The organism is Ramlibacter sp. (genome assembly GCF_036676645.1).
GTDB lineage: Bacteria > Pseudomonadota > Gammaproteobacteria > Burkholderiales > Burkholderiaceae_C > Ramlibacter.
On the sequence record NZ_JAKFCM010000054.1, the window covers coordinates 1 to 23,631 of the forward strand.

Consider the following 23,631-nt stretch of genomic DNA (forward strand, 5'->3'; position numbering starts at 1 on the left):
GCCAAGATGGAGATCCCCGAGGACAAGATCCGCAAGATCATGAAGATCGCCAAGGAGCCGATCTCCATGGAGACGCCGATCGGCGACGACGACGACAGCCACCTGGGCGACTTCATCGAGGACACCGGCAACACCGCCCCGATCGAGGCCGCGATGCAGGCCGGCCTGCGCGACGTGGTCAAGGACATCCTGGACTCGCTCACCCCGCGCGAGGCCAAGGTGCTGCGCATGCGCTTCGGCATCGAGATGAGCACCGACCACACGCTGGAGGAAGTCGGCAAGCAGTTCGACGTGACGCGCGAGCGCATCCGCCAGATCGAAGCCAAGGCGCTGCGCAAGTTGAAGCACCCGAGCCGCAGCGACAAGCTGCGGTCGTTCATCGACACGCTGTGATGAGTGCGGGGTCGCGTCCGCACTTCGCGTTTCATTCCGGCGAGAGCCGGGCTCCACCCTCGGGCCGAGTTGGACGGCGGGTGATGGGTTGCGGCTCGAGGCCGCAATGACATGGACGGCGCCTTCGGGCGCCGTTTCTATTTCGGTCCGACCATCTCCCCGGGCCGCACCCACTGGTCGAACTGCTCCGCGGTCACGTAGCCGGTGGCAATGGCCGCCTCGCGCAGGGTGGTGCCCTCCCTGTGCGCCTTCTTGGCGATCTCGGCCGACTTGTCGTAGCCGATGTGCGGGTTGAGCGCAGTCACCAGCATCAGCGAGCGCTCCACCAGTTCAGCGATGCGCTCGTGGTTCGGCTCGATTCCGGCGGCGCAGTGGTCGTTGAAGCTGTTCATGCCGTCGGCCAGCAGCCGCACGCTCTGCAGGAAGTTGTGCGCGATCATGGGCCGGAACACGTTCAGCTCGAAATTGCCCGATGCACCGCCGAAATTGATCGCCACGTCGTTGCCGAACACCTGGCAGCACAGCATGGTCAGGGCCTCGCTCTGGGTCGGGTTGACCTTGCCCGGCATGATCGACGAGCCGGGCTCGTTCTCGGGGATGGCAATTTCGCCGATCCCGCTGCGCGGGCCGCTGGCCAGCCAGCGCACGTCGTTGGCGATCTTCATCAGGCTGGCAGCCAGGCCCTTGAGGGCACCGTGTGCGTGCACCAGCGCATCGGCCGCAGCCATCACCTCGAACTTGCTGGGGGCGCTCACGAGGGGCTGCTGCGTCAGGCGCGCCAGTTCGGCGGCGACCTTGTCGGCGTAGCCGGCGGGCGCATTGAGGCCCGTGCCGACGGCGGTCCCCCCCAGCGCCAGCTCGCACAGGTGCGGCAGCGACGCTTCGACGTGCGCCCGCGCCTGCCGCAGCTGCGCCGCGTAGCCGGAGAACTCCTGCCCCAGCGTCAGCGGCGTGGCGTCCTGCAGGTGGGTGCGGCCGATCTTGACGATGCCGGCAAAGGCCTCGCTCTTGCCCTGCAGGGTGGCCTGCAGGCGGTCGAGTGCCGGCAACAGCCGCATGCGCAAGCCCTCCACCGCTGCCAGGTGCATGGCGGTCGGGAACACGTCGTTGGAGGACTGGCTGCGGTTCACGTCGTCGTTGGGATGAACCAGCCGGCCCTCGCCGCGCGGCCCCCCGAGCAGCTCGCTGGCGCGATTGGCGAGCACCTCGTTGACGTTCATGTTGGTCTGGGTGCCCGACCCGGTCTGCCAGACGACCAGCGGAAACTCGGCCGCGTGCCGCCCGGCCAGCACTTCGTCGGCCGCGGCCACGATCGCCCCGGCCTTGCGTTCCTCCAGCAGCCCCAGCTCGCGGTTGACCACGGCCGATGCGCGCTTGACCTGCGCCAGGGCCCGGATGATCTCGCGCGGCTGCCGCTCGCCGGAGATGGCGAAGTTCTGCAGCGACCGCTGGGTCTGGGCGCCCCAGAGACGATCCGCAGGGACCTCGATGGGGCCGAAAGTGTCGCGCTCGGTGCGTTGGTTCATGCCACTGTCTCGCCGGTTACAGGTGCACCGTAGCACAGGGCCGCCGCCCCTTCGCCGGCACGGCATTCCGGCGCGGCCGGCCGCCGGGCGGACCGGCGCAGCCGCTGCTCGGCCCGGCGCGCCTTGCACCTTGATGGGCCGCGCGGCCGCGGCCTAAGATGGGCCAGCGCCGGCGGCGCCCCCTGCGCCGCGCATGCACGAGGAGTCCCCATGCCGAAGTGGATGTCGACACCCGCGTTCACCCTCTTGAAGCGGGTGAGTTTCCTGGCGGGCTTTGCGCTGGCCGCAGGGCTGCTCGTCGTGGCGGCGCTGCTCTGCCTGGGTGCGGCCATGGGCGGGCCGCCCGCCATCCTGCTGCCGCCGGCGGCCCTGTTCGCGCTGGCCGGGGTGTACATGCAGGCCGCCCTGTACGCCTACATGACTTCCGGCGTCAGCCGCCTGATCCGCATGACCGAGCGGGTCTCGGCCGGGGAGCTGGTCAACAGCCGCGAGAGCTTCGGCGAGGACTCCAGCAACGGCGACTCCTCCAGGCTCTGGGCGGCGATCCTGAAGATGAACGACCGCCTCGCCGAGATCGTGCGGCAGGTGCGCTCCAGCGCCGACGGCATCGTGCTGTCGGCGCGCGACATCGCCGAGGGCAACCACCACCTCGCACAACGCACCCAGGAACAGGCGGCCTCGCTCGAGCAGACCGCTTCGGGCATGGAGGAACTGGCCGCCAGCGCCCAGCAGAACGCCGGCGACTGCGCGCGCGCCAGCGAACTGGCCGCGGGCGCCCACGACGTGGCCGGCAGGGCCGCCGCGCAGATGCAGCAGCTGGCGGCGACCATGCGCCGAATCGACGAGAGCGCACGCCGGGTCGGCGACATCCTGGCCACGGTGGAAGGAATCGCCTTCCAGACCAACATCCTGGCGCTCAACGCCGCCGTCGAAGCGGCCCGTGCCGGCGAGCAGGGCCGCGGCTTCGCAGTGGTGGCCACCGAGGTGCGCAACCTGGCCCAGCGCAGCGCCGCCGCCGCGAAGGAGATCAAGGGCCTGATCGCCGATTCGATCGGCAGCGTCGATCAGGGACGCAAGATGGTCGGCACCGCCGAGGCCACCATGATGGACGTGGTCGGCAGCGTCAAGGCAGTCAGCGAGGTGATCGCAGGGATCGCCATGGCGTCGGCCGAGCAGCGGGCGGGCGTGGAGGCGATCAACCAGGCCGTGGTGCAGATCGACTCGGCCAACCAGCAGAACGCCACCCTGGTGGAGGAAGCCAGCGCCGCGGCCGCCACCTTCGAACAGGAGGCCGCGCGCCTGGCCGACGTGGTCAGCCGCTTCAAGCTGGATCGGGGAGCCGAGCGCGGCAAGGTGGTGGCCATGGTCAAGGAGGCCGTCGCCCACCTGAAGAAGGTCGGCGCCACGCGCGCCTGCGCGGACTTCAACGACTCCCGCGGCCACTTCGTGCGCGGCGAGTACTACATCTTCGCGCTGGCGATCGACGACGGCCGGCGGCTGGCCTATCCGCCCGACCTGAGCCTGGTCGGCACTCTGGGTACCGAGCTGCGCGATGCCGATGGCCGGCCGTACGGGCAGGACATCCTGAACGTGGGCCGCCAGTACGGCTCCGGCTGGACCGACTTCAAGATCCTCAATCCCAGGACCGGCCGGGTCGAGCCCAAGTCGGTCTACGTCGAAGCGGTGGACCGCGTCGTCCTCGGCTGCGGCATCTACCGGAGCGCCGAGGATGCCGCCGCGACCCAGCTCGCAGCGGACAACCGGCGCGTGCACGCCACCGCCGGCTCCCTGCCGCGGCTCGCCGGCAGCCACTGACCTTCGCGAGGACACCGGCGGCCTGCAGGCGGGGCCTTCCGGCGCGCCCGCTTCCTGCGGAAGAGTCGAAGCCAGGTGTTCCTGGACGTCGTGAACTGGCCCTTTCGGGCTATCGACCTGCGAAGTCCCGCACTGGCACCCTCCGTTACGGCATCCTCTGTCGTATGCAGGGCTGCGCCACGCTTCGTCGCGCGGCAAGGTCATCGATGCCCAGTCTCCCCACGTGCGCACCCATCTCATCAAACCCCATGAACTGGACCGGCAAGCCCTGGCGCGCTGGCGGGATCTGCAGGCCCGCAACGATGCCCTTGCCAGCCCCTACTTCTCGCCGGAATTCACGCTCGCCGTCGCCGCCGTGCGGGATGACGTCTACGTCACCCTCCTCGAGGACGATGACCGCAGGATCGCCGGGTTCTTCCCCTTCCAGCGCCGCTGGGGCGCAGGATCGCCCGCAGGGGGGCGCCTGTCGGACCATCATGGCGTGATCGCGGCGCCCGGCACCCGCTGGGACTGGAACCAGCTGCTGCGCGGCTCCGGGCTGGGCTACTGGCAATTCGATCATCTCGCGGCCTACCAGAGGCCGCCGGGCCAGTGGGCGCACTCCGTTTCGCACGCCATGGACCTCGCCGGCGGGTACGCGGCCTGGCGCGAGGCCAAGGTGAAGGCCCGCAGCGAAACCGTCCTGCGGGTCGAGCGCAAGATGCGCAAGCTCGAGCGGGAGGTCGGGCCGCTGCGCTTCGTGGCGAACACGGACGACCTCGGCGTGCTGCAGACGGTGATCCGCCTCAAGCTGGACAAATGCCGGCGCACCGGTGCCATCGAGTACTTCGAGTGGCCATGGACCCGCGAGCTGGTCGCGCGCATCCAGGCCATCGACGAACCGGGCTTCGGCGGCCGCCTGTCGGCGCTCTACGCGGGCGACACCCTGATCGCCGCGCACTTCGGCATGCGATCGGAGCGCGTGTGGCACACGTGGTTCTCGGTGTACGAGCCCGACTGGGCCAGCTGGTCCCCGGGAAACATGCTGATGCTCAGGATGGCGGAGGCGGCGGCGGCTTCGGGCCACCGGGTCATGGACTTCGGCAAGGGCGACGAGGCCTACAAGCTGGCCCTGGGCAACGGCGGCCTGCCCCTGGTCGAAGGGTGCCTGACGCGGGCGTCGGCCGCGACCGGATTGAGGGCGGCCAGGAAAGGCACGGGCAAGCTGCTCCGTGCCTCGGGGATGATGCAGCCCTTGCGCAGCGTGGTGCAGATGCTGGGCGGGGGTCGGGTCCTCTAGGCGCCGTTGCCCAGGCCTGGAGCGCGCCGCTCGGGCGCAGGGCTCGCGCTTGCCTTCGCGGCCGCCGGCAGCCTGCTGCTAGAGTTCGTGCAGGAGGGGACATGCTCGTTTCTCTGGTGGCAGTGGCCGTGGGCGGCGCGTTGGGCTGCATCTGCAGGTGGCTGCTCGGCATCGGGCTCAACCTCCTGTTTCCCGCCATTCCTCCCGGCACGCTGGCGGCCAACCTCATTGGAGCGTACCTGGTGGGGATGGCGCTCGCGTACTTCGGCACCAGCCCGGACGTTGCGCCGCAGTGGCGGCTGCTGGTCATCACCGGCTTCCTGGGTGGACTGACCACGTTCTCGAGTTTCTCCGGCGAGACGGCCGTGCTGCTGCGTGACGGAAAGCTGGCCATGGCTGGTGCTGCGATCGGCCTGCACCTGGGGGGGTCGCTGTTGCTCACCTTCGCCGGCATGGCCACCGCTTCCGTCCTGCGCCGCCACTGATCCGCGCACGTTCAATGGCCGCACGGGGAGTCTTGCGTCCGATCGGACACCCCGCGGACGAAAGTGCTCAGCAGCGTTTGGGATAATGGGGACACGCCCCTCCACTGTCCTGACCCCATGCCGACGACCCTCAAGCAAGGCGATCTCATCGAATCGATCGCCGCCGCGCTGCAGTACATCAGCTAAGTCAGCAGTCGGTGGAAGCGTTGGCCCAAGCGGCGTGGGCCAGCGTGTTGCGCAGCGTGCAGACGGTGTGCAGCAGCGTAGGTCGAAAGAGGTACTGAATGGGTCTGGACCCATTCATTTGAACACTGGCTTAACTAGGAGTGGCCCCTGCGGGCGGAAACCTGATTCAGGCGTGCGCCGAACGCAAGCGCATCGAAAACTGCTGCAGGACCACGATGCCGCTTTCTTCGGCGCGACGGCACCAGGATTGCAGGTCGGCGGCGAGCTGCTCGCGCGACCGCGATGTGTTGAGCCACATCTGGCGCAGCTCTTCGCGCATCGCCAGCATCTTGTCGATCTCCGGGTACGCGGCGCGCGCCACGGCCAACTGCGACCGAACCAACACCGGCACGCGCTCTTCGTCGCGGTGCACCCAGCGCTTGGCGGACTTGAGCGCGGAGAAATCGGGCTGCCTGGCCTTGAGGCCGGCGATCTCGGCCTTGCAGACCCGCTTCATCTCGCTCGCGTAGGTCGCCATCAGTTCGTACCGGTTTGCGATCAGCGCCTCCAGCGTCTTGTCGTCAGGCACCTCACGAATGGCGCCCAGCCGCATCTTGGGCGGGACCTTCTTGACCGTAGCCCAACCGATCCTGCGCAGTAGGGAGATGTAGACCCAACCGAGGTCGAACTCGTACTTATGGACCGAGAACTTGGCCGAAGTCGGGTAGGTGTGATGGTTGTTGTGCAACTCCTCGCCACCGATGATGAGGCCCCAGGGCGAGATGTTGGTGCTGGCGTCGGTAGTTTCGAAGTTGCGATAACCCCAAAAGTGGCCAATGCCGTTAACGACGCCCGCCGCGGTAAGCGGAATCCAGATCATCTGCACCGCCCAAACCGTCAGTCCCAGGGCGCCGAAGAGCACCAGGTTGAGGATCAGCATCAGGCCCACGCCCTGCCAGGTGTAGCGCGAGTACAGATTGCGCTCGATCCAGTCATTGCGGGTGCCCTGGCCGTACTTGGTCAGCGTCTCCTTGTTCTTCGCTTCGGTGCGATAGAGCTCGGCACCGCGCCATAGGACCGTTTCAAGCCCGCGCGTCTGCGGGCTGTGCGGGTCATCCCCGCCTTCGCACTTGGCGTGGTGCTTTCGGTGAATGGCGACCCACTCCTTAGTCACCATGCCGGTGCCCAGCCACAGCCAGAAACGGAGGAAATGTGACGGGATCGGGTGCAGGTCCAGGGCGCGGTGCGCCTGGCTGCGGTGCAGGAAGATCGTAACCGAGGCAATGGTGATGTGGGTCGTCGCTAGCGTGTACAGCACGATCTGCCACCAGAACAGGTGCCACATACCGTTCGCGAGCCAGTCGAGGACGGCGTTCAGCAGGGGCCAATCGGGAAGCATCATGGAGATCTTTCGTGAAGCAGGGGTGCCGGAGGCGGCTTACGAAGGCCGACGCATAACAAGCTTACCGCCGTGTTCTGCCTTTACGCTTCGCCGGGCCGGCCACCTTGCCACTCCAGAAATCCAGCACCTGTCTGGTCGCTTCTGCCTGAATCGAAGTGACATGGCGTTTTGCGACAGCAGCGCTTTGGCCGCGAGTAGCTCCCAGTACCTTGTTTGCCGAACTGAGCCATGCGCTCATGAACGGGTTCCTCGTCATAAATGGATTACGCATTTGAGTTGGCCGCGGGATGGACCACGGCTTCCCATCGTCGGAGGAAACACTTGTCCTGGCAGCCGTCCATTAGCGCGACCGGCAATGGTCCCTCTCCTACGCTGCGTATCGCGCTTCCCTTGGCATCCTCCCGAAAGGGCGACGCGCGGCCGGGAAGCTGCAGACTTCACCTCGTGCTGCCCTACGCCACGTAACACGAGGGCGGGCCGAGCCTCTCCATCGTCGCATTCGCGACGTTACTGGCAGCCGAGGAAGACTTCGGGTGTGAATCGATAGAGGCGGTCGAGTAACCTGCCTTGCTCGTCGTACTGTTCAGTAATCGCCTCTTCAAGGCAATTGATGATGCCAAGCAATTGCCGAGTTCCTGCATCGTTCTTCCACCGGTGCAACTCCGGAGCTCTCAGAGGCGCAAGCTTCAGCTCAAGGACAATAATCATTTGTTCGACGCGGCCCAGCCGGCGCAGCAGGTAAGTTCGGTCCATATCACCTAGACTGACCCAACCTCCTGGGCGGGGCTCACGGCGTGCGAGGGCAGGTCCATCGTGAACACACAGCCAATGCCCGGAAGATTCCGGACGCTCAGGACGCCCCCATCGGCTTCGACGCTCTGACGCGCGATGGAAAGTCCCAGGCCAAGCCCCGTTGTCTCATCCGTGCGTTGGGAGAAAGGCTTGAACATGCGCTCGGCGCTGCCGGGCCGCAGCCCACCGCACCTGTCCTCTACTTCGATCAGCACCCGGTTCTCCACGGCCCTCGCACGCAGCTCCACGCTGCTGTCCGCGTGAGTGAACTTGAACGCGTTCTGCAGGAGATTGCCGAGCGCCGCAGACAGCAGCCCCCTGTTCCCCACGACCGCCAGCTGCGGATCGACGGAGTCCACGACGAACCGGCAACTGGCTGATTTCGGGTCGAGCCGGGCGGCGGCCGCTACGTCTGCGATGAAGTCGGCGACGACGAAAGTTTCCGCTCGCGCCGCCGGCTGCATGGTGGTGCGCACTTCGGCGATGGCCTTGTCCGTAAGCTTCGTCAGCGTATCAAGGCTGCGCTTCAGGACCGCGCCCGTGGCACCGCTCACGGGCATGTTGCTGTTCTCCAGCGCACTCACCGCGAGACTGGCGGTGCCGAGTGCATTGCGAAGTTCATGCACCAGGAAGCCGAGCCGCCGGTTCTCCACTGCAGCCTGTGCAAGCTCCCTGGACACGTCACGCTGCGAGCTGAACTCCGTGACGGCATCTGCAATCGCGTTGTCCAGGCAGCGGTTCAGGGTGCGGAACTCGTCGATGGTGAAGGGGGCGTCTCGTTCCACGGCAAGATCCGTGATGGCCTGGCACAGGTCGCCGTAATCGTGGACCACCTGATCTACCGAGAACCCCAGCTCCAGCAACTCCTTGCCGTGCGCTGCCGCGGTGACGCCGATTTCCGATTGGGCGAGACCGCCCCCGCCTGACGCGCCCGAGATTCGCGTCCCCTCCGCCGAGAAGCCCTTCTCCTCGGCCTCCAGAGTCCTCGTCAACTGCTCGAGAAAGATCGGGATGCCGTGGACCAACTGCCCCTCTGTCGCGGACCGACGGGGGCGTGCGCTCACCTTGTCCTTGCATCGGGTGATCAACTCTTCCCTGTTGTGAGCAAGGAACTGATACATCGTGCGCCTCCAACGGCACATGCCGCATGTCAATGCCTGAAGCCGCTTCGCTGAACGCGGCCTGAGGGACAGATCATCGTATTCCCGCGACCGGGTGTTGGCTCACCCCTTATCGGCGCGCGGGCATCGTGAGACAGGCCAACGCCAGCAAGCCTGCCGTGGCCGCGAGGAGGGAAGCGCCCATGACCCCCAGCTTCACCGAGCCCACCAGTGCGGGATCGAACGCCAGTTCCGCGATGAACAAGGCCATGGTGAAGCCGATGCCGGTCAGCAGGCTGCCTGCCGCCAGCACGCTCCAGGTCAGCGGCGCAGGAAGGACGGCCACTCGAAACTTCACGGCCAGGAAGCTGAACAGCACGATCCCGGCCGGCTTGCCCACAACGAAGGCGATGAAGATGGCGGTCGTCAGGGTTGCGTCGAAGCTGACCTCGGCCATCGACACGCCGGCGTTCGCAAGCGCGAAAAGAGGCATGATCGTGAACGCCACCCAGGGATGGAGCGCGAGCTCCAGACGTTCGATCGGTGAAAGTACCTCGCGGGCCGCCACGCCGGCCTGCTGGAGGTCGTAGCGGGCCGTATCGCCGCCCCAGTGGTTGCCGGGAGAGCGGGCGGTCACCCGGTCGAAGATCCCACGCAGGCGCCTGTCGCTGACCCAGCCCTTCGCCGGCGTCATCAAGCCCAGGATCACGCCAGCGAGCGTGGGGTGGATGCCGGACGCATCGAACGCGAGCCAGACACCGCTTCCGGCCGCAAAGTAGACCGGGATGCTGCGGAACCCAAGGCGGGCGATGCCGGTCACTGCGACAAGTCCGATCAGCGCCAAGGCCACGGCGGACCATCTCAAGCTTCCGCCGTAGCCGACGGCGACGACCAGGATCGCGCCGATGTCGTCGAAAATCGCCAGGGAAAGCAGGAACAGCCGTAATGCCTGCGGAACTCGCCGGCCCAGCACCGCGAGGCAGCCCACGAGGAATGCGGTGTCCGTGGACATCACGGTGCCCCAGCCGTTCGCACCCGGTCCGTCGCCGACCCAGAGAAGGAAGACAGCAGCAGGCACGACCATTCCGCCCAATGCAGCGGCCCCTGGCAGCGCCGCCAGCCGCAACCGGCGCAGTTCTCCCAGGACCATCTCGCGCTTCAGCTCCAGGGCGATGACGAAGAAGAAGATCGTCATCAGGCCGTCGTTGATCCAGTGCTTCAGCGAACGCGAGAACTCGATCCCGCCGAACTTGAGGCCGACCGGCACTTCCCACAACCCGAGAAACTGCGCTGAACATCCCGAGTTGGAAGCTCCGATCGCGACCACGGTACTCAGGAACAGGATCACGCCGGCCACCGCTTCGATGCGCAGGAAGCGCATGAAAGGCTTTGTGAAACGTGCCACCGGTTGGCTGGGTAGTCGGGTGGGGTTGTCTTCCATCTCGTCCAGTCAACTTGGCGCGAGTCTCATTCTCACCGCCGGCGATTGCTTGAACAGGTAGTCGCTGCCTGCTCCTACATACATGGCCGCGAATGAAGAGGAAGAAAGAGGCCCATCGAGAAAGGAGGCGGGCCATGAAATCAGCCAAGGTCCCACACCGCAATGTGAAGGAGGACCACAAGACCCATCAAACCAGCGCGGAGGAGGCAGCGCCAGATGCGTCTCGTACCCATACCCAGCAAGGCGGAGGACATCGCAGCGGCTCGAGCGGCGCGGGCACCAGCGAGAAGCTGGACCGCGAGCCGGAGCGTAAAGGACCCAGTGGCACAGCATGATCCAGCTGCAGCTTCAGGTGGAACTCGCCTATGAGATCCGGAGCCCAGCCGGAGCCGATCTCATCTTCAACGTGCACGCCGCGCAGACCGGGCAGCAGACGGTGAGTGAGGAGGAGCTCCTGCTCAGCCAGCCGGTGATTCCGGATGTCGCCATGGACCCAGCCACCGCAACGCGCTTCATGCGGCCACGCCGGTCCGGGCCAGCTGAATCTGACATACCGGGCGGTCGTAAGCATCGCACACCATCGCGCTGACCCTGCGACCTTGCATGAAGTGCCGGTCCGTTGCATGCCGCTCGAGGTTCTCCCCTACGTCTATCCGAGCCGGTACTGCCAGTCCGACCGGCTCCTGAAGAGTGTCATGGTCCAATCTGAATGGACACCTCGATCGGGACTTTTACCGACGAGGACAAGACGAGCATGACAGAAAAGAGATCCCGGCGAGCCTTTGATGCGGGAGCTCGCCGAGGAATGCGGCTTCAAGCCGCGGCTTTGCCGGCCATATCGGGCCAAGACGAAGGGGAAAGTCGAGCGGTTCAACGGCTATCTCAAGGGCAGCTTCCTGGTGCCGCTGGCAGCTAGCCTGGAGGCAGCCGGCTTGAAGCTCACATCGGAAGTCGCCAACGCGCACGTGCGCCGCTGGCTCGATGAAATCGCCAACGCACGGGTGCACGCGACCATCAAGGCCGTGCCGGCGACGCGCTTGGCCGAGGAGCAGGCGGTGATGCTGCCAGCGCCGGCCCTCAAGGCGCAGACCGCGCTGCCGGTGCGCGTGGCGATCCCGATCGAGAGTCTGCAGCACCCGCTGGCCGTTTACGACGAACTGCTGGGGGTGGCGGCATGAACCTGCAGCACCAACGCATCGCCGGCCTGTGCGAGCAATTGAAAATGGCCTGCATGGCCACGGAATGGCCCGCGCTGGCGCAGCAGGCCGCGCGAGACGAGGCGAGCTTCGCCGACTTCGTGGAGAAGCTGCTGCAGTGCGAGTCCGCCGCGCGCGAGCAGCGCAAGCGAACGACGCTGATGAAGCTGGCCACCATGCCGGCGGTGAAGACGCTCGAGCAGTTCGACTGGGCGATCGGCAGCGGACCGCCGAAGGCGCAGATCCAGGAGCTGGCGCATCTGACATTCGTCGAACGAGCGGAAAACGTGGTGCTGCTCGGCCCGAGCGGCGTGGGCAAGACCCACATCGCCTTGGCGCTGGCGCACCGTGCCGTGATGGCGGGACACAAGGTGCGGTTCATCTCCGTCGTATTCCGCGTCCGAAATCTCTCCCGGCCACGCTGGGTGGCTCGCAGCGATGGTTTGCACCAGTAGCTCACGCAACCCGTCTGCATCGCTCTGCAATGTATCGAGCACTGCCTGCGATGCCCCACCGTACGCAGCCAAAATCTTCTTGGCGTCCCGTAGTGCTTTGATGACCCGCTCAAAATCCTGCGTTCCTAGCGCGACGAAGGCGGTTTTCGCCGTCGGTGACAGCTTGGAGAAGTCTGCCTGCTCGTATAGTTTCCCGTACGCAAAGATGTTGGGGCGCAGAGCAATGCTGAACCCATTCCCCAGCAGTAAGTGGCGCTTGCTGTACCGGGCAGACTCTTCGATTGCCGCCTGGAACGTAAGGACGGTCATGCGCTCCTCCTGATCTTATTGCTGAGCAATATAGCTGGCCTGGGCTTTTTGTACTGATTTTGTACAGGTGCACAGCGTTACAGCAGCTTGCCCCAAGCGTCCCAAGTGCCGCCGAAGCGTGGCGGAAGCGGGCTCAACAGCGTCTGGGATAATCGGGCAACGCCGTTCTTCACCGTCCGAACACCATGCCGACGACCATCAAGCAAGCCGACCTGATCGAATCCATCTCGGCCGCGCTGCAGTACATCAGCTACTACCACCCCGCCGACTACATCGCCCACCTGGCGCGCGCGTACGAGCGCGAGCAAAGCCCCGCGGCCAGGGACGCGATCGCCCAGATCCTGACCAACAGCAAGATGAGCGCCACCGGCCACCGGCCGATCTGCCAGGACACCGGCATCGTCAACGTGTTCCTGAAAGTCGGCATGGACGTGCGCTTCGAAGGCTTCACGGGCAGCCTGGAAGAAGCGATCAACGAAGGCGTGCGGCGCGGCTACAAGCACCCGGACAACACGCTGCGCGCCAGCGTCGTGGCCGATCCGCTGTTCGCCCGCAAGAACACCCGCGACAACACGCCGGCGGTGGCCTTCACGGAGATCGTGCCCGGCGACAAGGTCGACGTAACCGTGGCTGCCAAGGGCGGCGGCAGCGAGAACAAGAGCAAGCTGGCCATGCTCAATCCGAGCGATTCGCTGGTCGACTGGGTACTCAAGACCGTGCCCACCATGGGCGCCGGCTGGTGCCCGCCCGGCATGCTGGGCATCGGGGTCGGCGGCACGGCGGAAAAGGCGGCGCTGATGGCCAAGGAAAGCCTGATGGACGACCTGGACATGTACGAACTCCAGGCCAGGGCCTCGCGCGGCGACAAGCTCACGCAGGTCGAGGAACTGCGGCTGGAACTGTACGAAAAGGTCAACGCGCTGGGCATAGGCGCGCAGGGGCTGGGCGGCCTGACGACCGTGCTGGACGTCAAGATCAAGCTGTATCCGACGCACGCCGCCAGCAAGCCCGTGGCGATGATTCCCAACTGCGCCGCCACGCGCCACGCGCACTTCGTGCTCGACGGCTCCGGCCCGGTGTACCTCGATCCGCCCAGCCTGGACCTGTGGCCCAAGGTCGACTGGATGCCCGACACCGGCAAGAGCAGGCGCGTCAACCTCGACACGCTCACGCGCGAGGAAGTCGCAAGCTGGAAGCCGGGCGACACCCTGCTGCTGAACGGGAAGATGCTCACCGGCCGCGACGCCGCGCACAAGCGCATCCAGGACATGCTGGCCCGGGGCGAGAAGCTGCCCGTGGATTTCACGAACCGGGTGATCTACTACGTCGGCCCGGTCGACCCGGTGCGCGACGAGGCCGTGGGCCCGGCGGGCCCGACCACCTCGACCCGCATGGACAAGTTCACCGAGATGATGCTGGCGAAGACGGGGCTGATCGCGATGATCGGCAAGGCCGAGCGCGGCCCGGAGGCGATCCAGGCGATCCAGCAGCATCGGTCGGCCTACCTGATGGCCGTGGGCGGCGCCGCCTACCTGGTCTCCAAGGCGATCAAGAAGGCCCGCGTGGCCGGCTTCGAGGACCTGGGCATGGAAGCCATCTACGAGTTCGAAGTGGTCGACATGCCGGTGACCGTGGCGGTCGATGCCGGCGGCACCAGTGCGCACGTCACCGGCCCGGCCGAGTGGAGCAGGCGCATCGCCAGCGGCGAGTTCAAGGGCATCCGGGTCGAGAAGACCGCCTGATCGGCGGCACCGGGCGTCAGGCGGGCGCCCACTCGCCCGGCAACGGCACCTCGGCCTGCTGCGCCGCCTGGCGGCCGCGTTGCACGTCCACCTTCAGCAGCAGCACCAGCCCGGCCAGGAACAGCACGGAGGTCGAGAGAATCGCCGCGCGCTGGTTGCCGCCGGTGGCCCAGGTGATGGCGCCATAGCTCAGCGGCCCGATGATGCTGGCCAGCCGCACGGCAAAGGACCACAGGCCGAAGAACTCGGCCGATTGCGCTCGCGGTGCGAACATGCCGACCAGCGCGCGGCCCGAAGACTGGCTCGACCCCATGCACAGCCCCGCGATCGCCGCGGCCCACCAGAAGCCCCCCTTGGTGGTGGTGATGGCCGCGATCACGCAGGTGGCGACCCAGCCCACCAGCGTCAGCGCCAGCGCCGGCTTGTGGCCGATGCGGTCCTGCAGGTAGCCCCAGGCGAAAGCGCCCCCGGCGGCCGCGAAGTTCAGCACGAAGATCAGCACCATGGTTTCCTGCTGCCGGAACCCGATCACCTGCTCGGCATAGATGGCGGCGAGCGTGATGGCGACGGCAACCCCGCCCTGGTAGCACACCAGGCAAACCAGCAGCCACATGAAGTCGCGGTAATGCCGCGCCTGCCGGAAGGTGGCCTGCAATCGCCGCAGCGAGGCCCGCAGCCCGCCCTGCTGCAGTGCCTGCGGATTGGGCCGGGCGCGCTCGTTCAGCAGCCGGAACGTCACCAGCGCGGCCGCCCCGTAGATCAGCGCCGTCAGCAGCATGGTGACCGGCACGAATTGCCGCGCGGCGATGCCCTGCCCCTGGGCCCACAGCACGTAAGCCAGGCAGATGCCCAGGGCCAGCATGCCGCCGAAGTAGCCGAATCCCCAGCCCCACCCACTGACCTTGCCCATGGCCTCGGGCCGCGCCAGCTCGGGCAGGAAGGCGGCGGTCAGCGATTCGCCATAGCTGTAGAAGGTGTTGGACAGGATGACCAGCAGCACGGCCAGCGCCACCGAGCCCGGCCCGGCCAGCGACAGCGCCGCCGTACTGACGACGCACCCTGCCGTCACCAGGACCAGCAGGCGCTTCTTGGCCGCGCGCAGGTCGGCGTAGGCGCCGATGCTGGGCATGGTGAGCATGACGATGGCATAGGAGACGCTCAGCGCCGCCGTCCAGGCAAAGGTGGCCCACGGCGCCTGGCCGGCGATGCCGCCCACGAAATACGCTGCGAACACGGCGGTGATGACCACCGTGGTGTAGCCCGAGTTGGCGAAGTCGTACATCGCCCAGCCGAACACCTCGCGCTTGCGCACGCCGGGGTTGAGGGCGTCGGGGGAGAAGAGCATGCGTGGGGAGGGGCTAGGGGCTAGGGGCTAGGGGCTAGGGGCTAGGGGCTAGGGGCTAGGGGCTAGGGGCTGAGGGGCTAGGGGGCGAGTATCGGCTGCACCCGGGAACGGCCTTCCCGGCTGTTTCCCTAGTCCCCAGTCCCTGGTCCCTAGTCCCCAAGCAGAGCCGCGCGCAGCGCGGCGCGCCCTAGTGCAGATGCCGCGGCCGCCGCCCGCCGCCGTGCCCGCCGCCACCGCCGCGCGGCGGCTTGCCGATCTCCAGCGAGTTGACCAGCGCATCGAAGCGCTCGGAGAACAGCCGGTCGATCTCGGCCACCACGCCGCCGAGCTCCTGGCTGTCGAAGTGGCGCTCCATCAGGCCGACCACGTCTTCCACCAGGAGGTCGCGCTGCACCTGCATGATCGCCGCGGGCGTGGGGCCGACGAACAGCATCAGGAAATCGTCGCGCGCCTCGGCCTCGGGCGGCTCCTCGTCCTCGTCGAACTCGGCGTCGTAGAAGCTGACCTCGATGGCCGCTCCCTCTTCGGCCAGTTCGTTGAGGCTCATGCACATCTCGTCGAGCGACTGGCGAAAGTCCTGGTCGCCGCCGACCGTCCAGCACAGGGTCAGCAGGTGCTCGTGCGCGTCGAAGCGGATGCCCGGCTCTTCCTCGTAGGCGCTCTCGGCGCCGTCGGCCAGGGACTTGGCGCCGGCGTAGGTCCACAGGGGCTTGAGAGCCTCCTGCAATTGCGCGTAGGTCACGTCCGCGCGCAGCGGCACGTCACCGTGCACGTGGATCTCGAAGGGGGCGTTGTCGTAGTTCGCCATGCTGTCCGCCTGTGTGCTGCCCCCGGCGGGCTTCGGCGCGATCGGCTTGCTGCGCGGCGCCGGAAGAAAACGCTGATTTTAAGCCAACAGATCGCTGGAGCTGCTCCACAGGAGCCCCGGTCCGCCCACGGCCGGCGGGGCGATCCAGCCGTCACAGACCTGAACAGGGCCACTGGCGCGCGCAGCGGTGACTATCATGCAGGCCTGCACGGGTGGCGGAATCGGTAGACGCAGCGGGCTTAAAACCCGCCGCCCACCCGGAAGGGAGCGTACGGGTTCGAGTCCCGTCCCGTGCACCAGCAGGCTCGAGTTGCCGTCGGGGCGGCGGTCGCGAATGTCCTGCACCGGGCAGGACAAGCCACTCGGGCCCTGCGGGACATGTCGGCCTGTTGGGGCATGTGCCTCAGGCGTGAAATAGGGCATCGAAGTGCACGCACCGTGTGCCGCCACGACGCCCCGACATGCCGATCCGTTCCGCCACGCCGACCTGCCTCCTTGTCCTCTCGCTGCTGTCCGCCTGTGGCGGTGGCAGCGAACCCGAGCGTGCCCAGACGTGGACACCGACGACGGTGAGCGCTGCGCCCCTGACCCAGGCCGCCACCGCCCCGGCCGTGCCGGCGCCACGGATGCGCAGCGAAGCTGCGTCCATTGCCGGCTGGCGGCAGGCGCCGCCGACGGCGGCGCCCCATGCGGCGGACCCGGCCGTGCAACCGGCGCGGCTGCGGGCACACGGCCCCACGGCCGCCCAGGTCGAGGCGGTATTGGACCGTTATGCCGATTCGGTCGCGGATGAGAAGACCTGCTCCTGGGGTCCGATCCCGTGCGACAACCACTACACGGCCGGGCCCGACCAGAAGTTCCACGGCAGCATGGGCTGGCACGTGCGGGAAGACGGGCAGGTGCACGTCGACACCGCCGACCTGGTGCGCCTGCCGCCCGTTCCGCAGGCCATGTCCGTCTTCATCCGCAACGAGGCCACGAGCAAGGACACCCTGCACGTGACCGTCGCGGACCGGGTGGGCACCACCGTCTACGTGGCTCCCAAGCTCGCGCCGGGTGCGGCCACCACGATCAACTGGACGCGCACCGACGACAGTCGCAGCGGGCCCTTCCGCCTGCACCTGCAATCGGGCAGCAGCGCCGGCGACCGGCGGGTGGAGTACCTGGTGTTGCCTCTGGTGGAAGCTGGCCTGGCCATCCGGGGCGCCCAGTCGAGCCGCTGACGACGGCACGCTTGCCGTTCGCGCCGGCGGCCATTTTTCACGCGCACCCTCGTTTGGCCGTGCGATCCCGCGGCTGTCCGGCGGCCCCCGTCGCAGCCGCCGCCACGGCGCGCTCTGCCGGCGCTTCGCAGCGACCCAAGCACGGCAGTACGTCCGACCCAGCTGAGTCAGGACAGCCGAGGGATGCCGAAGCTGCCCAGCCAGCCTAAGTTCTGCCGTGCCGGGTGTCCGGCTCCGCTTGCGGCCGCAGCGGGGCCGACACCCGGCGCACCTTCAACCATCCAACCCAACCGACAAGGAGCATCCTCGATGATCAAGAGAACACTCAAGACCGCATTCGCCCTGGCACTGGGAATCGGAGCGCTCGTGTTCGGCGGCACGGCCGCCGCGCAGAGCGGCACCCCGTCCGCGAAGGCCACCTTCGCCTACAGCTCGCTGGTGTCGCTGCCGGCGTGCAACACCCTGAGCGGCACCTGCGGCAATGGCGATTCCGACTGGCAGCCCATCCTGCGCCAGCAGATCAAGATGGCGAGCCAGAAGGACCTGTTCTTCGGCGCCTCGCTGCAGTGCGGGATCGTCACCGACACCACGGTCAAGAGCCGGGATACCGGGACGAATTCGTACGACACGGCCGAGGCCCGCGGGACGATCCGCGTGCGGATCAAGCTGGTGCCGGCTGGCGGCGGCACGCCGGTCTATGCCATGCCGACCAGCGGACTCGATGCCACGGCCCAGCAGACCTCCGGCGTGGTGTTCTGCGACCGGGTCCAGACCCTCAACGCGAAGTTCGCCGGCCTGAACTGCACGGCCGACGCGAACGGCGTGGTGACCTGCACCAGCCCGGAGGAACTGCAGCTGATCCTCAAGACCCTGAATGCCAATGCCTTCAACTTCGTGGCGCCCAACCTGTCCTCGGGCGTCTACAACATCGAGGTGCAGGCGCGTTCCTCGGTCGCATCGTCGACCGGCGGGAGCAACGGATCGCTGGCATCGGCCAACGCCTTCATCGGCGCCGGCTCGGTCTCCGTCGAGTCGGTCCGCATGGTCAAGGGCAACGACGGCTCGACGCTGTCGCTCGACTGAGCCCGCCTCGAGTGCAGGGAGAGGAAAAAAAAACAGCCCCGCTGCGGGGCTGTTCCTGATGGAGGCGCGGGCCGGAGTCGAACCGGCCTGGACGGATTTGCAATCCGCTGCATAACCGCTTTGCTACCGCGCCGTCGATGCCAGGGTGACAAGAAAAAGGGAAGCGAGGTGCTTCCCTTTTTCCCGTCGTTGACTGGAGCGGGAGACGAGTCTCGAACTCGCGACCTCAACCTTGGCAAGGTTGCGCTCTACCAACTGAGCTACTCCCGCGTGAGTCCGCCATTATAGGGGCAAATTCAGGCCTCCTGTCGGGCTGCGCGAAAAATCCGCTCAGTGCTTCACCGATGCGGGCACGCCCGGCTTGCCATCGCCCTTGCCCGCCGGCAACGGCGCCGCCGCGGGCCGCGCCTCGTCGTCGGCCAGCGGCGTCGGCTGGCGCTCCAGCGCGACTTCCAGCACCTTGTCGATCCACTTGACCGGCACGATCTCCAGCCCGTTCTTCACGTTCTCGGGGATCTCCTGCAGGTCCTTGGCGTTTTCCTCGGGGATCAGCACCGTCTTGATGCCGCCGCGCAGCGCCGCCAGCAGCTTCTCCTTGAGGCCGCCGATGGCGGTGACCTCGCCACGCAGCGTGATCTCGCCGGTCATCGCAACCTCGGCCCGCACCGGGATGCCGGTGAGCGCCGAGACCAGCGCCGTCGTCATCGCGGCGCCGGCGCTTGGTCCGTCCTTGGGCGTGGCGCCATCGGGCACGTGGATGTGCAGGTCCTTCTTCTCGAACACCTCGTCGGCGATGCCCAGGCGCCGCGCGCGGCTGCGCACCACCGTGCGCGCGGCCTCCACGGACTCCTTCATCACGTCGCCCAGCGAACCGGTGCGCAGGATGTTGCCCTTGCCCGGCATCAGCGCCGCCTCGATCGTCAGCAGGTCGCCGCCCACCTCGGTCCAGGCGAGGCCGACCACCTGGCCGACCTGGTTCTGCTGCTCGGCGCGCCCGTAGTTGTGCTTGCGCACGCCGAGGAACTCGTTGAGGTTCTCGGCGCTGACGCACACCTGCGGCGTCATCTTCTTCAACTGCAGGCCCTTGACCACCTTCCGGCAGATCTTGGACAGCTCGCGCTCCAGCGAGCGCACGCCGGCCTCGCGCGTGTAGTAGCGCACGATGTCGCGGATGGCGTCCTCGGTGACCGCCAGCTCGCCATCCTTCACGCCGTTGTTCTTCATCTGCTTGGGCAGCAGGTACTTGATGGCGATGTTGGTCTTCTCGTCCTCCGTGTACCCGGCCAGGCGGATCACCTCCATGCGGTCCAGCAGCGCCGGCGGGATGTTCATGGAGTTGGAGGTCGCCACGAACATCACGTCGGACAGGTCGAAGTCGACCTCCACGTAGTGGTCGCTGAAGGTGTGGTTCTGCTCGGGGTCCAGCACCTCCAGCAGCGCGCTGGAGGGATCGCCCCGGAAGTCGGTGCCCAGCTTGTCGATCTCGTCCAGCAGGAACAGCGGGTTGCGCGTGCCGACCTTGGACAGCGACTGCAGCACCTTGCCCGGCAGCGCGCCGATGTAGGTGCGGCGGTGGCCGCGGATCTCGGCCTCGTCGCGCATGCCGCCCAGAGCCATGCGCACGTACTTGCGCCCGGTGGCCTTGGCGATGGACTGGCCGAGCGAGGTCTTGCCGACGCCGGGCGGGCCGACCAGGCACAGGATCGGCGCCTTGACCTTGTCGACGCGCTGCTGCACGGCAAGGTACTCGAGGATGCGGTCCTTGACCTTCTCCAGGCCGTAGTGGTCCTCGTTGAGCACGTCCTCGGCGTGGCCGAGGTTGTGCTTGATCTTGGTGCGCTTGCTCCAGGGCAGGCCGACCAGCACGTCGATGTAGTTGCGCACCACGGTCGCTTCGGCCGACATCGGCGACATCAGCTTGAGCTTCTTGAGCTCGCCCTCGGCCTTCTTGAGGGCGTCCTTGGGCATCCTGGCCGCCTTGATCTTCTTCTCGATCTCCTCGATGTCGGCGCCCTCTTCGCCTTCGCCCAGCTCCTTCTGGATCGCCTTGACCTGCTCGTTCAGGTAGAAGTCGCGCTGGTTCTTCTCCATCTGGCGCTTCACGCGCGAGCGGATCTTCTTGTCGACGTTGAGGATGTCGACCTCGCGCTCGATCTGCTCGAACAGGTTCTCCAGCCGGCCCTTGATGTCGGCCAGGTCGAGCACGACCTGCTTGTTGTCGAGCTTCAGGGGCAGGTGGGCGGCGATGGTGTCGGCCAGCCGGCCGGCATCGTCGATGCTGGAGATCGAGGTGAGGATCTCCGGCGGGATCTTCTTGTTCAGCTTCACGTACTGGTCGAACTGCTGCATCACCGCGCGGCGCAGCGCCTCGACCTCGCTGGACCTGGCCGCCTGTTCGGCCGGGTCGACCGGGGTGACGGTGGCCACGAAGTGCTGCTCGCCCTCGACGATCTTGTCCACCTGCGCGCGCTGCTGGCCCTCGACCAGCACCTTCACGGTGCCGTCGGGTAGCTTGAGCATCTGCAGGATGGTCGAGATGCAGCCGACCTCGAACATGTCGTTGACCGACGGCTCGTCCTTGGCCGCGGCCTTCTGCGCCACCAGCATGATGCGGCGCTCCGCCTCCATCGCCGCCTCGAGCGCCTTGATGCTCTTGGGCCGGCCGACGAACAGCGGGATCACCATGTGGGGGAACACCACCACGTCGCGCAGCGGCAGCAGCGGCAGCTCGAGTGGGGTGGCGGGAAGCGGGATGTGTCCGGACATGAGGATCCTTGGTTGTCCAGCCGCAGTTGGGCGGCCAGCGGCTATTTTCAACCCGTCGGGCGCTTCGCGCCGCGCCGATGACGAATGACTCGCTTCGCTGATGACAAATGACCACAGGCCCGGCTACGCCGGGCATGACCATCGACCGGCGGCTGCGCCGGCGATGACGAATGAGCCCATGGCCGACCGGTCATTCGTCATCCCTGCGCGCCGCGCGGGGTCATTCGTCATGGAGCCGCGCGGCAGCGCCGCGTCAGGCCTTGCGGGCCGCCTCGCGGTAGACCAGCAGCGGCGGCTTGTTCTCCTCGATGGTGGATTCGTCCACCACCACCTTGTCCACGTTCGCCGTATTGGGCAGCTCGAACATGGTGTCGATCAGCGACTGCTCCAGGATGGAGCGCAGCCCGCGGGCGCCGGTCTTGCGCGCCAGCGCCTTGCGGGCGATCGCGCGCAGCGCGCTGGGCCGGATCTCGAGGTCGACGCCTTCCATGCCGAGCAGCTTGGCGTACTGCTTGACCAGCGCGTTCTTCGGCTCGGTCAGGATCTGGATCAGCGCGTCTTCCGACAGCTCGGTCAGCGTGGCCACCACCGGCATGCGGCCGACCAGCTCGGGGATCAGGCCGAACTTGATCAGGTCCTCCGGCTCGACCTCGCGGAACACGTCGGTCAGGCTGCGCTGGGCCTTGCTCTTGACCGCCGCGCCGAAGCCGATGCCCGAGCCCTCGGTGCGCTGCTCGATCACCTTCTCCAGCCCGGCGAAGGCGCCGCCGCAGATGAACAGGATGTTGGTCGTGTCGATCTGCAGGAAGTCCTGGTTGGGGTGCTTGCGCCCGCCCTGCGGCGGCACGCTGGCCATGGTGCCCTCGATCAGCTTGAGCAGGGCCTGCTGCACGCCTTCGCCCGAGACGTCACGGGTGATGCTGGGGTTGTCGGACTTGCGCGAGATCTTGTCGATCTCGTCGATGTACACGATGCCGCGCTGGGCGCGCTCGACCTCGTAGTTGCAGCTTTGCAGCAGCTTCTGGATGATGTTCTCGACGTCCTCGCCCACGTAGCCGGCCTCGGTCAGCGTGGTGGCGTCGGCCATCACGAACGGAACGTCCAGCATGCGCGCCAGGGTCTGCGCCAGCAGGGTCTTTCCGCTGCCGGTGGGGCCGATCAGCAGGATGTTGCTCTTGGTGAGCTCGACTTCGTCCTTCTTGGCCTTGTCCTTGTGGCGCAGCCGCTTGTAGTGGTTGTAGACCGCCACCGACAGCGATCGCTTGGCGGCTTCCTGGCCGATGACGTAGTTGTCCAGGTTGGCCTTGATCTCGGCCGGCGTGGGCAGGTCGCCGCGGGTCTCGCGCTGTTCCTCACCCGCGGGCAGCTCGTCGCGGATGATCTCGTTGCACAGGTCGATGCACTCGTCGCAGATGAACACCGAAGGCCCCGCGATGAGCTTCTTGACCTCGTGCTGGCTCTTGCCGCAGAACGAGCAGTAGAGGGTTTTCTCGCTGGATGAGCCTTTTTTGTCGGCCATGGCTGGGTTCGGTCGGCGGCGGGAAGGCCAATGATAAACGGCGGCGCGGACGGTGGACGGACCCTCGTGCGCGCCGGTCAGGGCCGCTTGGCGATGACCTGGTCGACCAGCCCGTAGTCCTTGGCTTCGTCCGCCGACAGGAAGTAGTCGCGCTCGGTGTCGCGCTCGATGCGCTCCAGCGGCTGGCCGGTGTTGTCGGCCAGGATCTTGTTGAGCAGCGCGCGCGTCTTGAGGATGTCGCGCGCGTGGATCTCGATGTCGCTGGCCTGGCCCTGCATGCCGCCCAGCGGCTGGTGGATCATGATCTTGGAGTGCGGCAGCGAGAAGCGCTTGCCCCTGGCGCCGGCGGACAGCAGGAAGGCGCCCATGCTGGCCGCCATGCCGGTGCACAGCGTCGACACGTCCGGCTTGATGAAGTTCATGGTGTCGTAGATCGCCATGCCGGCGCTGACGCTGCCGCCCGGGGAGTTGATGTAGAAGGAGATGTCCTTGTCGGGGTTCTCGCTCTCCAGGAACAGCAGCTGTGCCACCACCAGGTTGGCGGTCTGGTCGTTCACCGGGCCCACCAGGAACACCACCCGCTCCTTGAGCAGGCGCGAATAGATGTCGTAGGACCGCTCGCCGCGGCCGGACTGCTCGATGACCATCGGGATCATGCCGAGGGCCTGGGTATCAAGTGCGCTCATGGAAGGTCGGGACTTTCGAAGTGCGGCTCTTACTGTAGCCAAAAAAACAGATGGGGCCCGCGGCCCGGACCACAAGTCCGGCGCGAGCCCCGAAGCTGGTC

The 23,631-nt window shown here is 67.0% G+C and carries 19 protein-coding genes, 3 tRNA genes and 3 pseudogenes; 12 read left to right on the plus strand and 13 right to left on the minus strand.

The features are described from left to right. A partial coding sequence (locus V6M57_RS08700) for a sigma-70 family RNA polymerase sigma factor (protein ID WP_332814595.1) occupies nucleotides 1-393 on the plus strand: 393 nt, incomplete at its 5' end. 137 nt (nucleotides 394-530) lie between these two features. On the opposite strand, the gene fumC is transcribed toward V6M57_RS08700, so the two are convergent. Beyond that, complete coding sequence (fumC, locus tag V6M57_RS08705) at nucleotides 531-1,919, minus strand: class II fumarate hydratase (protein ID WP_332814596.1); 1,389 nt, start codon at nucleotides 1,917-1,919, stop codon at nucleotides 531-533. 210 nt (nucleotides 1,920-2,129) lie between these two features. On the opposite strand from fumC, the gene V6M57_RS08710 reads away from it, so the two are divergent. From V6M57_RS08710 to crcB, 3 genes are all read left to right on the plus strand, one after another. Then, nucleotides 2,130-3,734, plus strand: a complete 1,605-nt coding sequence (locus V6M57_RS08710) for a methyl-accepting chemotaxis protein (RefSeq protein WP_332814597.1) — start codon at nucleotides 2,130-2,132, stop codon at nucleotides 3,732-3,734. Nucleotides 3,735-3,957: 223 nt separating this feature from the next. Then, complete coding sequence (locus V6M57_RS08715) at nucleotides 3,958-5,013, plus strand: GNAT family N-acetyltransferase (protein WP_332814598.1); 1,056 nt, start codon at nucleotides 3,958-3,960, stop codon at nucleotides 5,011-5,013. 101 nt (nucleotides 5,014-5,114) lie between these two features. After that, entirely contained in the window at nucleotides 5,115-5,498 is a 384-nt protein-coding gene (gene crcB / locus V6M57_RS08720; RefSeq protein WP_332814599.1) for a fluoride efflux transporter CrcB, read from the plus strand. 352 nt (nucleotides 5,499-5,850) lie between these two features. On the opposite strand, the gene V6M57_RS08725 is transcribed toward crcB, so the two are convergent. From V6M57_RS08725 to nhaA, 4 genes are all read right to left on the minus strand, one after another. Then, the gene (locus tag V6M57_RS08725) at nucleotides 5,851-7,065 is read right to left on the minus strand and encodes a DesA family fatty acid desaturase (protein ID WP_332814600.1); all 1,215 of its coding nucleotides are present in this window, start codon (nucleotides 7,063-7,065) and stop codon (nucleotides 5,851-5,853) included. A 507-nt stretch (nucleotides 7,066-7,572) separates the two neighbouring features. After that, nucleotides 7,573-7,818 (minus strand): hypothetical protein, encoded by a 246-nt coding sequence (locus V6M57_RS08730; protein ID WP_332814601.1) that lies wholly within the window; start codon nucleotides 7,816-7,818, stop codon nucleotides 7,573-7,575. Between the two features lie 5 nt (nucleotides 7,819-7,823). Next, complete coding sequence (locus V6M57_RS08735) at nucleotides 7,824-8,978, minus strand: sensor histidine kinase (protein WP_332814602.1); 1,155 nt, start codon at nucleotides 8,976-8,978, stop codon at nucleotides 7,824-7,826. 109 nt (nucleotides 8,979-9,087) lie between these two features. Beyond that, nucleotides 9,088-10,398 carry a Na+/H+ antiporter NhaA gene (nhaA, locus tag V6M57_RS08740; RefSeq protein WP_332814603.1) on the minus strand — a complete coding sequence of 437 codons (1,311 nt, stop codon included), beginning with the start codon at nucleotides 10,396-10,398 and terminating at the stop codon, nucleotides 9,088-9,090. A gap of 134 nt (nucleotides 10,399-10,532) precedes the next feature. Between nhaA and V6M57_RS08745 the strand changes: the two genes are divergently transcribed. From V6M57_RS08745 to V6M57_RS08760, 4 genes and pseudogenes are all read left to right on the plus strand, one after another. Continuing rightward, nucleotides 10,533-10,733 carry a hypothetical protein gene (locus tag V6M57_RS08745; protein WP_332814604.1) on the plus strand — a complete coding sequence of 67 codons (201 nt, stop codon included), beginning with the start codon at nucleotides 10,533-10,535 and terminating at the stop codon, nucleotides 10,731-10,733. After that, a complete protein-coding gene (locus V6M57_RS08750; protein ID WP_332814605.1) occupies nucleotides 10,730-10,987 on the plus strand; it encodes a hypothetical protein in 258 nt (85 codons plus the stop codon). Before V6M57_RS08745 ends, V6M57_RS08750 begins: the two co-directional genes overlap by 4 nt. 205 nt (nucleotides 10,988-11,192) lie before the next feature. Further along, nucleotides 11,193-11,576, plus strand: a pseudogene (locus tag V6M57_RS08755) (IS21 family transposase); the annotation flags it as partial. Then, nucleotides 11,573-11,980 (plus strand): annotated as a pseudogene (locus V6M57_RS08760) (ATP-binding protein); the annotation flags it as partial. The pseudogenes V6M57_RS08755 and V6M57_RS08760, both read left to right, overlap by 4 nt. A 66-nt stretch (nucleotides 11,981-12,046) precedes the next feature. Here the strand turns inward: V6M57_RS08760 and V6M57_RS08765 are convergent. After that, a pseudogene (locus V6M57_RS08765) lies at nucleotides 12,047-12,358 on the minus strand (DUF4917 family protein); the annotation flags it as partial. A 185-nt stretch (nucleotides 12,359-12,543) separates the two neighbouring features. Between V6M57_RS08765 and V6M57_RS08770 the strand changes: the two are divergent. Next, entirely contained in the window at nucleotides 12,544-14,100 is a 1,557-nt protein-coding gene (locus V6M57_RS08770; protein ID WP_332814606.1) for a fumarate hydratase, read from the plus strand. A 16-nt stretch (nucleotides 14,101-14,116) separates the two neighbouring features. On the opposite strand, the gene V6M57_RS08775 is transcribed toward V6M57_RS08770, so the two are convergent. Both V6M57_RS08775 and V6M57_RS08780 read right to left on the minus strand, forming a co-directional pair. Continuing rightward, nucleotides 14,117-15,445, minus strand: a complete 1,329-nt coding sequence (locus tag V6M57_RS08775) for an MFS transporter (protein WP_332814607.1) — start codon at nucleotides 15,443-15,445, stop codon at nucleotides 14,117-14,119. Nucleotides 15,446-15,632: 187 nt separating this feature from the next. Beyond that, a complete protein-coding gene (locus tag V6M57_RS08780) occupies nucleotides 15,633-16,253 on the minus strand; it encodes a DUF6806 family protein (RefSeq protein WP_332814608.1) in 621 nt (206 codons plus the stop codon). 206 nt (nucleotides 16,254-16,459) lie between these two features. Between V6M57_RS08780 and V6M57_RS08785 the strand changes: the two genes are divergently transcribed. From V6M57_RS08785 to V6M57_RS08795, 3 genes are all read left to right on the plus strand, one after another. Then, nucleotides 16,460-16,552, plus strand: a tRNA-Leu gene (locus V6M57_RS08785). Between the two features lie 162 nt (nucleotides 16,553-16,714). After that, a complete protein-coding gene (locus V6M57_RS08790; protein ID WP_332814609.1) occupies nucleotides 16,715-17,476 on the plus strand; it encodes a hypothetical protein in 762 nt (253 codons plus the stop codon). Nucleotides 17,477-17,785: 309 nt separating this feature from the next. Continuing rightward, nucleotides 17,786-18,559 (plus strand): hypothetical protein, encoded by a 774-nt coding sequence (locus V6M57_RS08795; RefSeq protein ID WP_332814610.1) that lies wholly within the window; start codon nucleotides 17,786-17,788, stop codon nucleotides 18,557-18,559. A 59-nt stretch (nucleotides 18,560-18,618) separates the two neighbouring features. Here the strand turns inward: V6M57_RS08795 and V6M57_RS08800 are convergent. The 5 genes from V6M57_RS08800 to clpP all read right to left on the minus strand — a co-directional run bounded on the left by V6M57_RS08800 (nucleotide 18,619) and on the right by clpP (nucleotide 23,530). Continuing rightward, nucleotides 18,619-18,692: transfer RNA gene (locus V6M57_RS08800), tRNA-Cys, on the minus strand. Between the two features lie 61 nt (nucleotides 18,693-18,753). Continuing rightward, nucleotides 18,754-18,829 (minus strand) — tRNA-Gly (locus tag V6M57_RS08805). 60 nt (nucleotides 18,830-18,889) lie between these two features. Beyond that, nucleotides 18,890-21,325 (minus strand): endopeptidase La, encoded by a 2,436-nt coding sequence (gene lon, locus V6M57_RS08810; RefSeq protein ID WP_332814611.1) that lies wholly within the window; start codon nucleotides 21,323-21,325, stop codon nucleotides 18,890-18,892. 253 nt (nucleotides 21,326-21,578) lie between these two features. Continuing rightward, nucleotides 21,579-22,844, minus strand: coding sequence for an ATP-dependent Clp protease ATP-binding subunit ClpX (gene clpX / locus V6M57_RS08815; RefSeq protein WP_332814612.1), 1,266 nt, complete (start codon nucleotides 22,842-22,844; stop codon nucleotides 21,579-21,581). A gap of 77 nt (nucleotides 22,845-22,921) precedes the next feature. Continuing rightward, on the minus strand, nucleotides 22,922-23,530 hold the full coding sequence (gene clpP, locus V6M57_RS08820) for an ATP-dependent Clp endopeptidase proteolytic subunit ClpP (RefSeq protein WP_332814613.1): 609 nt from the start codon (nucleotides 23,528-23,530) through the stop codon (nucleotides 22,922-22,924). Nucleotides 23,531-23,631 lie beyond the last annotated feature (101 nt).

What these genes read in the sequence shown, in the direction of transcription:
- crcB (WP_332814599.1), top strand. Translation starts at nt 5,115, where the DNA reads ATGCTCGTTTCTCTGGTGGCAGTGGCCGTGGGCGGCGCGTTGGGCTGC.
- lon (WP_332814611.1), bottom strand. Translation starts at nt 21,325, where the DNA reads ATGTCCGGACACATCCCGCTTCCCGCCACCCCACTCGAGCTGCCGCTG.
- V6M57_RS08775 (WP_332814607.1), bottom strand. Translation starts at nt 15,445, where the DNA reads ATGCTCTTCTCCCCCGACGCCCTCAACCCCGGCGTGCGCAAGCGCGAG.
- V6M57_RS08780 (WP_332814608.1), bottom strand. Translation starts at nt 16,253, where the DNA reads ATGGCGAACTACGACAACGCCCCCTTCGAGATCCACGTGCACGGTGAC.
- V6M57_RS08770 (WP_332814606.1), top strand. Translation starts at nt 12,544, where the DNA reads ATGCCGACGACCATCAAGCAAGCCGACCTGATCGAATCCATCTCGGCC.
- V6M57_RS08730 (WP_332814601.1), bottom strand. Translation starts at nt 7,818, where the DNA reads ATGGACCGAACTTACCTGCTGCGCCGGCTGGGCCGCGTCGAACAAATG.
- clpP (WP_332814613.1), bottom strand. Translation starts at nt 23,530, where the DNA reads ATGAGCGCACTTGATACCCAGGCCCTCGGCATGATCCCGATGGTCATC.
- V6M57_RS08725 (WP_332814600.1), bottom strand. Translation starts at nt 7,065, where the DNA reads ATGATGCTTCCCGATTGGCCCCTGCTGAACGCCGTCCTCGACTGGCTC.
- V6M57_RS08710 (WP_332814597.1), top strand. Translation starts at nt 2,130, where the DNA reads ATGCCGAAGTGGATGTCGACACCCGCGTTCACCCTCTTGAAGCGGGTG.
- nhaA (WP_332814603.1), bottom strand. Translation starts at nt 10,398, where the DNA reads ATGGAAGACAACCCCACCCGACTACCCAGCCAACCGGTGGCACGTTTC.
- V6M57_RS08735 (WP_332814602.1), bottom strand. Translation starts at nt 8,978, where the DNA reads ATGTATCAGTTCCTTGCTCACAACAGGGAAGAGTTGATCACCCGATGC.
- V6M57_RS08795 (WP_332814610.1), top strand. Translation starts at nt 17,786, where the DNA reads ATGATCAAGAGAACACTCAAGACCGCATTCGCCCTGGCACTGGGAATC.
- V6M57_RS08790 (WP_332814609.1), top strand. Translation starts at nt 16,715, where the DNA reads ATGCCGATCCGTTCCGCCACGCCGACCTGCCTCCTTGTCCTCTCGCTG.
- clpX (WP_332814612.1), bottom strand. Translation starts at nt 22,844, where the DNA reads ATGGCCGACAAAAAAGGCTCATCCAGCGAGAAAACCCTCTACTGCTCG.
- fumC (WP_332814596.1), bottom strand. Translation starts at nt 1,919, where the DNA reads ATGAACCAACGCACCGAGCGCGACACTTTCGGCCCCATCGAGGTCCCT.
- V6M57_RS08750 (WP_332814605.1), top strand. Translation starts at nt 10,730, where the DNA reads ATGATCCAGCTGCAGCTTCAGGTGGAACTCGCCTATGAGATCCGGAGC.
- V6M57_RS08745 (WP_332814604.1), top strand. Translation starts at nt 10,533, where the DNA reads ATGAAATCAGCCAAGGTCCCACACCGCAATGTGAAGGAGGACCACAAG.